Genomic DNA, 12,468 nt, shown 5'->3' with positions numbered 1-12,468 from the left:
CTGCTCCCTCCCCAGCCCGCCGGGCGCGAAACCCGCCCGGACCGCGCCCGGACGGACGGAAAACCACGGCAAATCGTCCCACGCCCGGGTGGGACGGTACCCCTAGGGAGGGTGATCCCGACCACTGCGCCGGTGGCGGGGGCGGCCAGGGTCTAATCTCCTGCCACGGCCCCGCCACCCGCACGGGACCGCGACACCACCCGCCGCTACTTACCTGGGAGTCACCACCGTGACCGACGTAACCGGCGCGCACGCTGACGTACTGCACACCCTGTTCCACTCGGAGCAGGGGGGCCACGAACAGGTCGTGCTCTGTCAGGACCGTGCCAGCGGCCTCAAGGCCGTCATCGCCATCCACTCCACCGCCCTCGGACCCGCGCTCGGCGGTACCCGCTTCTACCCGTACGCGAGCGAGGGCGAGGCCGTCGCCGACGCGCTGAACCTCGCCCGCGGCATGTCGTACAAGAACGCCATGGCCGGTCTCGGCCACGGTGGCGGCAAGGCCGTGATCATCGGCGACCCGGAGCTGGTCAAGACCGAGGAGCTGCTGCTCGCCTACGGGCGCTGCGTGGCCTCGCTCGGCGGGCGCTACGTCACCGCGTGCGACGTCGGCACGTACGTCGCCGACATGGACGTGGTGGCGCGCGAGTGCCGCTGGACCACCGGCCGCTCCCCGGAGAACGGCGGCGCGGGCGACTCCTCCGTGCTCACCGCCTTCGGTGTCTACCAGGGCATGCGGGCCAGCGCCCAGCACCTGTGGGGCGACCCGACGCTGCGCGGCCGCAAGGTGGGCGTGGCGGGCGTGGGCAAGGTCGGGCACCACCTGGTGCGGCACCTGCTGGACGAGGGCGCCGAGGTCGTGATCACGGACGTACGGGCCGAGGCCGTGGACCGGATCGTCGCCGCGCACCCCGAGGTGGCACGCGCCGCCGACACCGACGCCCTGATCCGCACCGAGGGGCTCGACATCTACGCCCCCTGCGCGCTCGGCGGCGCCCTGAACGACGACTCGGTGCCGGCGCTGACCGCCGCGGTGGTGTGCGGGGCGGCCAACAACCAGCTCGCGCACCCCGGCGTCGAGAAGGACCTCGCCGACCGCGGCATCCTCTACGCGCCGGACTACGTGGTGAACGCGGGCGGGGTCATCCAGGTGGCCGACGAGCTGCATGGCTTCGACTTCGACCGGTGCCGGGCGCAGGCCGCGAAGATCTTCGACACCACGCTCGCGATCTTCGCACGTGCAAAGGAGGACGGCATTCCGCCGGCCGCGGCGGCCGACCGGATCGCCGAGCAGCGGATGGCGGACGCGCGCGCCGCGCGGTGACCGCGGGCCCTTCGACGGGCCGTGTCCGGGCGGTACCTGCCGGTGGCCGGGTGGAGAGAACTGTCACTTCCACCGGCGGGTCGCTCCCCGATAAGTGGTTAAAATCGCCACTGACCAGCGAGGACGGGGCTCCTCGAAGGTTCTGCGCACACGCGCGTCCTGCGGGCGACGTACCGTATGGCCGCGGGCTCAGGTACCGTGGAAGCCCTACGGACCGGTCTCTCTGCGGAGAGCCCGTTCCAGATCATGAACGCGTGTCAGACTCTGGGGCCGTTGAGCCCCGTCGTTGAGGGGGTCGAGCCATGGGGCGCGGCCGGGCCAAGGCCAAGCAGACGAAGGTCGCCCGCCAGCTGAAGTACAACAGCGGTGGGACTGACCTCTCACGCCTGGCCGAGGAGCTGGGCGCATCGACGTCGAATCCGGCGCCGCCGACTAACGGCGACCGTTTCGAGGACGATGAGCAAGACGACGACCTGTACGCACGGTACGCCGACCTCTATGAGGACGACGACGAGGACGAGCGCGGCGACTCCTCACAACACCGTCGCGGCGCCTGACATCCGCGGTCGGTTCTGCCGTCCCACGCGCGTCGCCAGGGTCCTTCACTCACCCGGTCCGGTGCTTCCAGCGCCGGACCGGGTTTTGTGCTGCCCGCACCGGCCGCTCAGGCGTGGTCGCCCACCAGGGCCGCACCCGTGGTGTGCTCGCCCCGGGCGGTGATCTCACCGGCGACCCAGGCGTCGACCCCGCGGTCGGCCAGCGTGGTCAGAGCGGCGTCGGCCGACTCCTGCGGCACGACCGCGATCATGCCCACGCCCATGTTCAGGGTCTTCTCCAGCTCCAGCCGCTCCACGTCACCGCTCCGGCCGACCAGGTCGAAGACCGGGGCCGGGGTCCAGGTGGAGCGGTCGACCACGGCGTGCAGTGTGTCCGGGATCACCCGGGCCAGGTTGGCGGCCAGCCCGCCGCCGGTGATGTGGCTGAAGGCGTGCACCTCGGTGGTCCGGGTCAGCGCCAGGCAGTCCAGCGAGTAGATCTTGGTCGGCTCCAGCAGCTCCTCGCCGAGGGTGCGGCCGAAGTCCTCGATGTGCGCGTCCAGGGACAGACCCGCCCGATCGAGCAGCACGTGCCGCACCAGCGAGTACCCGTTGGAGTGAAGTCCGGAGGCCGCCAGGGCGATCACCGCGTCGCCCTCGCGGATGCGGTCGGGGCCGAGCAGCCGGTCGGCCTCCACCACGCCCGTACCGGCGCCGGCGACGTCGAAGTCGTCCTCGCCGAGCAGGCCGGGGTGCTCGGCCGTCTCGCCGCCCACCAGGGCGCAGCCGGCCAGCACACAGCCCTCCGCGATGCCCTTGACGATGGCGGCGACCCGCTCGGGATGGACCTTGCCGACGCAGATGTAGTCGGTCATGAACAGCGGTTCGGCGCCGCAGACCACGATGTCGTCCATGACCATGGCGACCAGGTCGTGGCCGATGGTGTCGTACACGCCCAGGCGCCGGGCGAGGTCGACCTTGGTGCCGACGCCGTCGGTGGCGGAGGCGAGCAGGGGGCGCTCGTAGCGCTTGAGGGCGGAGGCGTCGAAGAGGCCGGCGAAGCCGCCGAGGCCGCCGAGGACCTCGGGGCGCCGCGTCTTCCTCACCCACTCCTTCATCAGCTCGACGGCGCGGTCGCCCGCTTCGATGTCGACGCCCGCCGCTGCGTAGCTGGCCCCGGTGGTCTCAGACATGACGATGAGAACTTTCGTGTCGTACTGCGGGTGTGACGGGCTGACTACGGGCGACGGATGGCGTCGGCCGCGGCCGTGGCGGCGGGCCCTGCGGCCAGCTCGGTCTCCAGCAGCTGCTTGCCGAGCAGCTCCGGGTCGGGGAGTTCCATCGGGTACTCGCCGTCGAAGCAGGCACGGCACAGGTTCGGCTTGGCGATGGTGGTCGCCTCGATCATGCCGTCGATGGAGATGTACGCCAGGGAGTCGGCGCCCAGCGAGGTGCCGATCTCGTCGATGCTCATGCCGTTGGCGATCAGCTCGGCGCGGGTGGCGAAGTCGATGCCGAAGAAGCACGGCCACTTCACCGGCGGCGAGGAGATCCGGATGTGGACCTCGGCGGCGCCGGCCTCGCGGAGCATGCGCACCAGGGCGCGCTGGGTGTTGCCGCGGACGATCGAGTCGTCGACGACGACCAGGCGCTTGCCCCGGATGACCTCCTTCAGCGGGTTCAGCTTCAGCCGGATCCCGAGCTGGCGGATGGTCTGCGAGGGCTGGATGAACGTCCGTCCGACATAGGCGTTCTTGACCAGGCCGGCGCCGAAGGGGATGCCGGACGCCTCCGCGTAGCCGATGGCGGCGGGGGTGCCGGACTCCGGCGTCGCTATGACGAGGTCGGCCTCGGCGGGGGCCTCCTTCGCCAGCCGGCGGCCCATCTCGACCCGGGACAGATAGACGTTGCGACCGGCGATGTCGGTGTCGGGGCGGGCCAGGTAGACGTACTCGAAGACACAGCCCTTGGGCTTCGCTTCTGCGAATCGCGACGTACGGAGGCCGTTCTCGTCGATGGCGACGAACTCGCCCGGCTCGATCTCGCGCACATAGCTGGCGCCGCAGATGTCGAGGGCGGCGGACTCGGAGGCGACCACCCAGCCGCGCTCCAGCCGGCCGAGGACCAGCGGGCGGATGCCCTGCGGGTCGCGGGCGGCGTACAGCGTGTGCTCGTCCATGAAGACGAGGCTGAAGGCGCCCTTGACCTGCGGGAGGACGGTGTGGGCCGCCTCCTCGATGGTCAGCGGCTTGCCGTCGGCGTCGACCTGGGCGGCCAGCAGGGCCGTCAGCAGGTCGGTGTCGTTGGTGGCCGCGACACGGGTCGAGCGGCCGTTGGTGTCCTTGGGCAGTTCGGCGACCATCTCGGCGAGCTGAGCCGTGTTGACCAGGTTGCCGTTGTGGCCAAGCGCGATCGAGCCGTGCGCGGTGGCGCGGAACGTCGGCTGGGCGTTCTCCCACACGGAGGCGCCGGTGGTCGAGTAGCGGGCGTGTCCGACCGCGATATGACCCTGGAGCGAACCGAGCGAGGTCTCGTCGAAGACCTGGGAGACAAGGCCCATGTCCTTGAAGACGAGGATCTGGGAGCCGTTGCTGACCGCGATTCCCGCGGATTCCTGGCCCCGATGCTGGAGGGCGTAGAGCCCGAAGTACGTGAGCTTTGCGACCTCTTCGCCCGGAGCCCAGACACCGAAGACGCCGCATGCGTCCTGGGGGCCTTTCTCGCCGGGGAGCAGATCGTGATTGAGTCGACCGTCACCACGTGGCACGGCTCCGAGTGTAGGCGAGGTCGACCACTGGTCCGAATTGGGGAATGTCAAAAAAACATCGCCCCGCCGCGTCCCATGGCTGCGACCACTGCCCAACTCTCGGTATTGCCCCAGGTCAGAGGGGTCACTCTGGGGGGCATGGGCGGAACGTCCGGTTGACGCGTCCCGGGCGGCGGGCCCCCTAGGGGCCAGGACGAGTGAGGTGTCGCACATCCCGCGGCGCGCGGACGCCCCTCAGGACGTCGGCTCGGGACATCGGCTCAGGACGTCGGCTCAGCACATCAGCGGCAGCAGCGCGCCGAGGTCGGCCCGCTCGCCGCTCGCGGTGGTCCCGGGCCGGGCTAGCGCGTCCCGCCAGGCGAGACGGCCGGTGGCGAGGCGGAGCCAGGTCAGCGGGTCGGTCTCCACGACGTTGGGCGGGGTGCCGCGGGTGTGCCGGGGACCCTCGACGCACTGTACGACGGCGTACGGCGGGATCCGCACCTCGGTGGAACCGCCGGGCGCCTTGTGGGCGAGGGCGTCGGCGAGCAGGCGGGTGGCCGCGGCGAGCGCCTGGCGGTCGTACGGGACGTCCAGGCCCGGCACCGCGGCGTTCAGGTCGTCGGTGTGGACGACGAGTTCGACGGCGCGGGTGACGAGGTAGTCGGCGAGCGGCAGGGCGCCCGCGTTGGTGGCCAGCAGGCGGTTGCCCGGGTGGGCGTCCAGCCGGGCGCGCAACTCCTGCCCCACACCGTCGAGATAGGCGCCGGGGTCGGGGTGCTCGGCGGCGAGCCGCCGGGTGAACGCGTCGATGGCCGGGGCGCTGTCCGAGGTCGCGAACGGCCAGTCGAGCAGGGCGGCGTCCTGCCGGGCGGGCTCGGGCAGGTCCAGGGCGCGGCCGATCGCGGTGGCCGCCATCCCGATGTGCGCGATCAGTTCCCGGACCGTCCAGTCCCCGAGCCGGGTGGGCGACGCGAGGTGTTCCGGGGTGAGACCGCGCACGGCGTCCCGTACGGCGTCGAGCTGGGCGAGGACCGCCGTGCGGGTCCGGATCGGGTCGTAGGTCCTGGTGCGCTTCTTGGCCGGGGGCATGGCGGTGAGCCTATGCCGTGACGGCACGGGCGCTCAGGGCCTTTTCGGCGGGGGCGGGGGCGCGTTCGCGGTCGGCGGGGGCCGGTGCGTCGCGCCGCTCGGCGCCGCGCCGGACGCCACCGGGCCGGACCTCGCTGGACGGGACGTTCGCCGGGCCGGACGCCACCGGGCCGGACGTCGCTGGGGCCGGCGGGCACCGCACCGGTCGCCCGTACGCCGCAGCGGGTTCGGCGGGCAGCAGGGCCCGCCCGTTCCCGATGCCGGCGCTCGGGTGCTTCCCGTCGGCCGGGCAGGTGCACCGGGTGCCGCGCCGCCCGCTGGGGGAAGGCCGTCGGCGGCACCCCGCTGGTGCCACCACGGCCGGGCGGGCGGGCGTACCGCGCACGTGTCCCCGGGCCGGGTCCGGGCACGCCGCAGGGCCCGGCCGCCGGAGCGACCGGGCCTCGCGGCCTCCGCACGCGGCGGACCGGCTCAGGCGAGCAGCGCCGGGATGGTGCCCTCGTGGGCCTCGCGCAGCTCGTCCAGCGTCAGCGCGAACTCGCCCTGCACCTCGACCGTGTCGCCGTCGACGACACCGATCCGGGTGGCGGGCAGGCCGCGCGCGCCGCACATGTCGGTGAAGCGGACCTCCTCCGAGCGCGGCACGGAGACGATCGCGCGCCCGGCCGACTCGGAGAGCAGGAAGGTGAACGCGTCCAGGCCGTCCGGGACGACCAGCCGCGCGCCCTTGCCGCCGAGCAGCGCGGACTCCACGACGGCCTGGACCAGGCCGCCGTCGGACAGGTCGTGCGCGGAGTCGACCATGCCGTCGCGGGAGGCGGAGATCAGGATCTCGGCCAGCAGCCGCTCGCGCTCCAGGTCGACCACGGGCGGCAGACCGCCGAGGTGGTCGTGGACCACCTGCGACCAGGCCGAACCGCCGAACTCCTCGCGGGTGTCGCCGAGAAGGTAGATCAGCTGGCCCTCCTCCTGGAAGGCGGCCGGGGTGCGGCGGGCCACGTCGTCGATCACACCGAGGACGGCGACGACCGGCGTCGGGTGGATGGCCACCTCGCCGGTCTGGTTGTAGAGCGAGACGTTGCCGCCGGTCACCGGCGTGCCGAGCTGGAGGCAGCCGTCCGCGAGACCGCGCACGGCCTCGGTGAACTGCCACATGACCGCCGGGTCCTCGGGCGAGCCGAAGTTCAGGCAGTCGGAGACCGCCAGCGGCCTGGCGCCCGTGGTGGCGACGTTGCGGTACGCCTCCGCCAGCGCGAGCTGCGCACCGGTGTACGGGTCGAGCTTGGCGTAGCGGCCGTTGCCGTCCGTGGCGAGGGCGACGCCGAGGCCGGTCTCCTCGTCGATGCGGATCATGCCGGAGTCCTCGGGCATGGCCAGCACGGTGTTGCCCTGCACGAAGTGGTCGTACTGCTGGGTGATCCACTTCTTGGACGCCTGGTTGGGCGAGGCCACCAGCTTCAGGACCTGCGCCTTCAGCTCCTCGGCCGACTCCGGCCGGGGCAGCTTGTTCGCGTCGTCGGCCTGGAGGGCGTCCTGCCAGGACGGGCGGGCGTAGGGGCGCTCGTAGACGGGGCCCTCGTGCGCGACCGTGCGCGGGTCGACGTCGACGATCTTGCCGCCGTGCCAGTAGATCTCCAGGCGGTCGCCGTCGGTGACCTCACCGATGACGGTGGCGATGACGTCCCACTTGGCGCAGATCTCCAGGAACCGGTCGACCTTCTCCGGCTCCACGACCGCGCACATGCGCTCCTGCGACTCGCTCATGAGGATCTCCTCGGGCGAGAGCGTCGAGTCGCGCAGCGGGACGTCGTCCAGGGTGACGCGCATGCCGCCGGAGCCGTTGGAGGCCAGCTCGGAGGTGGCGCAGGACAGGCCGGCCGCGCCGAGGTCCTGGATGCCGACGACCAGCTTCTCGGCGAACGCCTCCAGGGTGCACTCGATGAGCAGCTTCTCCTGGAAGGGGTCGCCGACCTGGACGGCGGGGCGCTTGGACGGCTTGGCATCGTCGAAGGTCTCGGAGGCGAGGATGGAGGCGCCGCCGATGCCGTCGCCGCCGGTCCTGGCCCCGTACAGGATGACCTTGTTGCCCGCGCCGGACGCCTTGGCGAGGTGGATGTCCTCGTGCTTCATGACGCCGATGGCACCGGCGTTGACCAGCGGGTTGCCCTGGTAGCAGGCGTCGAAGACGACCTCGCCGCCGATGTTGGGCAGGCCCAGGCAGTTGCCGTAGCCGCCGATGCCCGCGACCACGCCGGGCAGCACCCGCTTGGTGTCGGGGTGGTCGGCGGCGCCGAAGCGCAGCGGGTCCACGACGGCGACCGGGCGGGCGCCCATCGCGATGATGTCGCGCACGATGCCGCCGACGCCGGTGGCCGCGCCCTGGTAGGGCTCCACGTACGAGGGGTGGTTGTGCGACTCCACCTTGAAGGTGACGGCGTAGCCCTGGCCGACGTCCACGACACCGGCGTTCTCGCCGATGCCGACGAGCATCGCGTCGGACTCGGGGGCCTTCTCGCCGAACTGGCGCAGATGGACCTTGGAGGACTTGTACGAGCAGTGCTCGGACCACATCACGGAGTACATGGCCAGCTCGGCGCCGGTCGGGCGGCGGCCGAGGATCTCCACGACCCGCTCGTACTCGTCCTTCTTCAGGCCCAGTTCGGCCCAGGGCAGCTCGACGTCGGGGGTCGCGGCCGCGTGCTCGACCGTGTCCAGAGGCGTCCTGCTCATGCGGTGACCAGCTTCTTGAGGATCGAGGTGAAGAACGGGAGGCCGTCGGTGCGGCCGGTGCCGATCAGCGGCTCGGTGGCGTGCTCGGGGTGCGGCATCAGGCCGACCACGTTGCCGGCCTCGTTGGTGACGCCGGCGATGTCGTTGAGCGAGCCGTTGGGGTTGACGTCGAGGTAGCGGAAGGCGACCCGTCCCTCGGCCTCCAGCTTGTCCAGCGTGTACCGGTCGGCCACGTAGCGGCCGTCCATGTTCTTCAGCGGGATGTGGATCTCCTGGCCGGCCGTGTAGTCGGCGGTCCAGGCGGTCTCCGCGTTCTCCACCCGCAGCTTCTGGTCGCGGCAGATGAAGTGCAGGTGGTCGTTGCCGAGCATGCCGCCGGGGAGCAGGTGGGCCTCGGTGAGGACCTGGAAGCCGTTGCAGATGCCGAGGACCGGCAGACCGGCCTTCGCCTGCTCGATGACGGTCTCCATCACCGGCGAGAAGCGGGAGATGGCGCCGGCCCGCAGATAGTCGCCGTAGGAGAAGCCACCGGGCAGGACGACCGCGTCGACCTGCCTGAGGTCCTTGTCCTTGTGCCAGAGGGCGACCGGTTCGGCGCCCGCCAGGCGGATCGCCCGCTGGGTGTCGCGGTCGTCGAGGCTGCCCGGGAAAGTGACGACGCCAATACGAGCGGTCACTTCGCGGCCCCCGCAACCACGTCGTCGGACTCGACCTTGACGGTGAAGTCCTCGATGACGGTGTTGGCGAGGAAGGATTCGGCAAGATCGTGAATGCGGGCGAGCGCGGCCTCGTCGACGGGCCCGTCCACTTCCAGTTCGAATCGCTTTCCCTGACGTACGTCGGAGATGCCGTCGAAACCCAGGCGCGGCAGTGCGCGCTGCACCGCCTGGCCCTGGGGGTCGAGGATCTCCGGCTTGAGCATGACGTCGACTACGACGCGTGCCACTGGCACTCCCGGTGTGTGGTGCTGAGCAGGTTCCTTCAGACTACCCGTACGAAATTTCTACGCGGGTAGACCTGTAGGAAAGTACGTGATGCCGGTCACGATCGGGCCTCGATCGGGGGGCTTCGTGAAAAGTTCTGGGAAAGTTCGGCGTTCCGCCCCGCATCGGGTATTGCGCTGTGCCACGCGGGGACACGCGGACAGATTTAGTCGGGGCTTCACTTCACAATGCTCGGCACTGTACAAATGAATTGGCAACAGCCGATACTTTTCCCGATAACCGGCGGACAGCCGGCATCTCCGAACGTCCCCGCATGTCATGGCGGAGCAGATGGGCGCGGAGGTGCCGAACGAAGGGACCGATATTCGTGGCGCAGCGTGTCGTGGTCACTCTCTTTGACGACATCGACGGCTCGGAAGCGGCGGAGACGATCGCCTTCGGACTCGACGGCAGGTTCTACGAGATCGACCTGAACCAAACCAATGCCAAGAAACTGCGTAAGGCGCTGCAGCCCTACGTCGAGGCGGGCCGCAAGCGGTCCAGGTCGGGCAAGGCCTACCGGCAGACGGAGGTGGCCCCCGACCCGGCCGCCGTCCGGGCCTGGGCACAGGCCAACAAGATGGACGTACCGGCCCGCGGACGCATCCCCAAGAAGGTCTACGAGGCGTTCAGCGCGGCCCAGTGACGGGCGGCGGTCCGCCCAGTGACGGGCGGCGGTCCGGGCCGGCCGCCCGGACGGACGCCGCGGGAGCGGCCCCAGGGACCGTCAGCGGCCCCTGGGAGCAGCCGACTTGCGCTACCCCCCTGCTGATCAGCTAATGTCTGGAGCACGCCGAGGGGCGAGGCCGAAAGGCCGAGACCCACGGAGTACATGCGGGTGTAGTTCAGTAGTAGAACATCCCCCTTCCAGGGGGAAGGCGCAGTGTGCGATCCCTGTCACCCGCTCTGCACCGCCGGTCCGACCACGCGAGTGGATCAGGTAGGCTGGTGCCCGCGCCGATCGGTGAGAGCCGGTCGGAGGCAATGCGGACGTAGCTCAGTTGGTAGAGCGCAACCTTGCCAAGGTTGAGGTCGCGAGTTCGAGCCTCGTCGTCCGCTCGGGAATGAGACCCCGGTCCATCGGACCGGGGTCTTTTCGTGTCCCGTCCCCGGGTCCGCGCACTCTTCCCTGCCCGTTTCCCGCTCACGCCCTGCCCGCTTCCCTGCTCGCGACTGACATTTGTCATTCCGTCCGATGACATCGCGCACTGCGCGGAGCCCGCGTCCGCCCCGACGCTGGAGCCATGGACAGGAACGAACACGAGCACGTGATTGAGGTCACCGACCTACGACGTGTGTACGGGGGCGGGTTCGAGGCCGTACGCGGCATCACGTTTCACGTGAAACAAGGAGAGATCTTCGCCCTGCTCGGCACCAACGGCGCCGGAAAGACCTCGACGGTCGAGGTACTGGAGGGGCTGGCCGCGCCGTCCGCGGGACGCGTCCGGGTGCTGGGCCACGACCCCTTTACCGAGCGGGCCGCCGTACGGCCGCGTACCGGCGTGATGCTCCAGGAGGGCGGCTTCCCCTCCGAACTGACCGTCAGCGAGACCACACGGATGTGGGCGGGCTGTGTGAGCGGAGCCCGCGACCCCCGGGAAGCCCTCGCCCTGGTCGGTCTGGAGCGGCGCGCGGACGTCCGGGTGAAGCAGTTGTCCGGCGGTGAGCGGCGCCGACTGGACCTGGCGCTCGCCCTGCTCGGCGACCCCGAGGTGCTGTTCCTGGACGAGCCGACCACCGGGCTGGACGCCGAGGGCCGCCGGGACACCTGGGACCTGGTCCGGGCCCTGCGTGACGCGGGCACCACCGTGCTGCTCACCACGCACTACCTGGAGGAGGCCGAGGGCCTCGCCGATCGGCTCGCGATCCTGCACGAGGGGCGCATCGCCGTATCCGGCACCCCGGCCGAGGTCACGGCCGCACAGCCGTCCCGGATCTCCTTCGAGCTGCCCGCCGGCTACTTCCCCGGCGACCTCCCGCCGCTCGCCGCCCTGGGTGTGTGCGGGCACGACGTGCAGGGCCGCGTCCTACGGCTGCACACCAGGGAGTTGCAGCGCACCGCCACCGAACTGCTCCTGTGGGCCCGGCGGTCCGGGCTCGCCCTGCACGGCCTGGACGCCCGGTCGGCCTCACTGGAGGAGGCGTTCCTGACCATCGCCCGAGAGGTATCGGCACCCGGCGAGCCCGCGGAGCCGAGGAAGCCGGAGCACGCCGTATGACCAGCATCGCCACCCCCACCGGCACGGCCCGCGCCGACCGGGCGTCCAGCACACCGCGGAGCCGTATGGCCGCCCTCGCCCGCGCCGAACTGACCCTGTTCGTACGGAGCCGGAGCACCCTCGTCGCCGCCGGACTCGTCCCGCTGGTGCTACCGCTCAGCCTCCACTCGGCGGCCGAGGGGATGAACCTCAAGGACGCCGGGCTCACCGTCGGGCTCGTCATGCTGCCCGCCGCCCTCGGCTTCTCCCTGCTGTTCGCCGTGTACTCCACGCTCGTCGGCGTGTTCGTCGCCCGGCGCGAGCAGCTCGTCCTCAAGCGGCTGCGCACGGGTGAGGCGCGGGACACCGAGATCCTGGCCGGGACCGCGCTCCCGGCGCTCGTCACGGGGCTCGGGCAGTCGCTGATCCTCATTGCCGCCTGTACGGCCCTGCTGCATGTGCCCGCCCCGCACGCGCCCCACCTCGCCGTGCTCGGGCTGCTGCTGGGGCTGGCGCTGTGCCTGACCCTGGCTGCGGTCACCGCGGGCCTGACCCGCACCACGGAGAGCGCCCAGGTCACCTCGATCCCGCTGATCATGGTGTCGGCGGTGGGCTCGGGGATCGGTGTCCCGCTGGAGGTCCTTCCCGACCGGCTGGCCCACCTGTGCGAACTGCTCCCCCTGACCCCGGCGATCACCCTGCTGCGCGGCGGCTGGACCGGCGGGCTCAGCGGGTTCGAGGTGCTGCGGGCCCTGGTACTCGCCCTGGTCTGGCTGACGCTCGCGGTGTTCGCTGTGCGACGGTGGTTCCGCTGGGAGCCCCGGCGCTGAGACACGGGCCGGAACGAACGGCACGAAGC

General features: G+C 71.2%; 11 protein-coding genes and 2 tRNA genes. 7 read left to right on the top strand and 6 right to left on the bottom strand.

All coding sequences use genetic code 11. The features are described from left to right. Positions 1-229: 229 nt before the first annotated feature. Entirely contained in the window at positions 230-1,324 is a 1,095-nt protein-coding gene (locus R4Z62_RS17530) for a Leu/Phe/Val dehydrogenase (RefSeq protein WP_037894662.1), read from the top strand. Between the two features lie 302 nt (positions 1,325-1,626). Next, complete coding sequence (locus R4Z62_RS17525) at positions 1,627-1,881, top strand: DUF3073 domain-containing protein (RefSeq protein ID WP_018566386.1); 255 nt, start codon at positions 1,627-1,629, stop codon at positions 1,879-1,881. Positions 1,882-1,988: 107 nt separating this feature from the next. Here the strand turns inward: R4Z62_RS17525 and purM are convergent, their stop codons facing one another. The 6 genes from purM to purS all read right to left on the bottom strand — a co-directional run bounded on the left by purM (position 1,989) and on the right by purS (position 9,374). Beyond that, positions 1,989-3,053 carry a phosphoribosylformylglycinamidine cyclo-ligase gene (gene purM, locus R4Z62_RS17520; RefSeq protein ID WP_064533946.1) on the bottom strand — a complete coding sequence of 355 codons (1,065 nt, stop codon included), beginning with the start codon at positions 3,051-3,053 and terminating at the stop codon, positions 1,989-1,991. Positions 3,054-3,097: 44 nt separating this feature from the next. Next, positions 3,098-4,627, bottom strand: a complete 1,530-nt coding sequence (gene purF / locus R4Z62_RS17515) for an amidophosphoribosyltransferase (protein WP_037894661.1) — start codon at positions 4,625-4,627, stop codon at positions 3,098-3,100. Between the two features lie 273 nt (positions 4,628-4,900). Continuing rightward, entirely contained in the window at positions 4,901-5,698 is a 798-nt protein-coding gene (locus tag R4Z62_RS17510) for a maleylpyruvate isomerase family mycothiol-dependent enzyme (RefSeq protein ID WP_491520261.1), read from the bottom strand. A 471-nt stretch (positions 5,699-6,169) separates the two neighbouring features. Further along, a complete protein-coding gene (gene purL, locus R4Z62_RS17505) occupies positions 6,170-8,428 on the bottom strand; it encodes a phosphoribosylformylglycinamidine synthase subunit PurL (RefSeq protein ID WP_064533948.1) in 2,259 nt (752 codons plus the stop codon). Beyond that, positions 8,425-9,105 carry a phosphoribosylformylglycinamidine synthase subunit PurQ gene (gene purQ, locus R4Z62_RS17500; protein WP_018566381.1) on the bottom strand — a complete coding sequence of 227 codons (681 nt, stop codon included), beginning with the start codon at positions 9,103-9,105 and terminating at the stop codon, positions 8,425-8,427. Before purQ ends, purL begins: the two co-directional genes overlap by 4 nt. After that, on the bottom strand, positions 9,102-9,374 hold the full coding sequence (purS, locus tag R4Z62_RS17495; protein WP_018566380.1) for a phosphoribosylformylglycinamidine synthase subunit PurS: 273 nt from the start codon (positions 9,372-9,374) through the stop codon (positions 9,102-9,104). Before purS ends, purQ begins: the two co-directional genes overlap by 4 nt. Positions 9,375-9,739: 365 nt before the next feature. Between purS and R4Z62_RS17490 the strand changes: the two genes are divergently transcribed. The 5 genes from R4Z62_RS17490 to R4Z62_RS17470 all read left to right on the top strand — a co-directional run bounded on the left by R4Z62_RS17490 (position 9,740) and on the right by R4Z62_RS17470 (position 12,439). After that, complete coding sequence (locus R4Z62_RS17490; protein WP_491520260.1) at positions 9,740-10,057, top strand: histone-like nucleoid-structuring protein Lsr2; 318 nt, start codon at positions 9,740-9,742, stop codon at positions 10,055-10,057. A gap of 188 nt (positions 10,058-10,245) precedes the next feature. After that, positions 10,246-10,317, top strand: a tRNA-Gly gene (locus R4Z62_RS17485). Between the two features lie 80 nt (positions 10,318-10,397). Then, positions 10,398-10,470: transfer RNA gene (locus tag R4Z62_RS17480), tRNA-Gly, on the top strand. Between the two features lie 185 nt (positions 10,471-10,655). Beyond that, positions 10,656-11,630 carry an ABC transporter ATP-binding protein gene (locus tag R4Z62_RS17475; RefSeq protein WP_064533950.1) on the top strand — a complete coding sequence of 325 codons (975 nt, stop codon included), beginning with the start codon at positions 10,656-10,658 and terminating at the stop codon, positions 11,628-11,630. Then, on the top strand, positions 11,627-12,439 hold the full coding sequence (locus R4Z62_RS17470) for an ABC transporter permease (protein ID WP_491520259.1): 813 nt from the start codon (positions 11,627-11,629) through the stop codon (positions 12,437-12,439). The genes R4Z62_RS17475 and R4Z62_RS17470 overlap by 4 nt, the downstream gene beginning before the upstream one ends. Positions 12,440-12,468: the final 29 nt, after the last annotated feature.

This window comes from Streptomyces sp. PL-25 (assembly GCF_058344915.1).
The sequence above is the reverse complement of the archived record's forward strand: the minus strand, read 5'-3'. Positions and strand labels throughout refer to the sequence as shown.

What these genes read in the sequence shown, in the direction of transcription:
- R4Z62_RS17525 (WP_018566386.1), top strand. Translation starts at nt 1,627, where the DNA reads ATGGGGCGCGGCCGGGCCAAGGCCAAGCAGACGAAGGTCGCCCGCCAG.
- purM (WP_064533946.1), bottom strand. Translation starts at nt 3,053, where the DNA reads ATGTCTGAGACCACCGGGGCCAGCTACGCAGCGGCGGGCGTCGACATC.
- R4Z62_RS17510 (WP_491520261.1), bottom strand. Translation starts at nt 5,698, where the DNA reads ATGCCCCCGGCCAAGAAGCGCACCAGGACCTACGACCCGATCCGGACC.
- purL (WP_064533948.1), bottom strand. Translation starts at nt 8,428, where the DNA reads ATGAGCAGGACGCCTCTGGACACGGTCGAGCACGCGGCCGCGACCCCC.
- R4Z62_RS17475 (WP_064533950.1), top strand. Translation starts at nt 10,656, where the DNA reads ATGGACAGGAACGAACACGAGCACGTGATTGAGGTCACCGACCTACGA.
- R4Z62_RS17470 (WP_491520259.1), top strand. Translation starts at nt 11,627, where the DNA reads ATGACCAGCATCGCCACCCCCACCGGCACGGCCCGCGCCGACCGGGCG.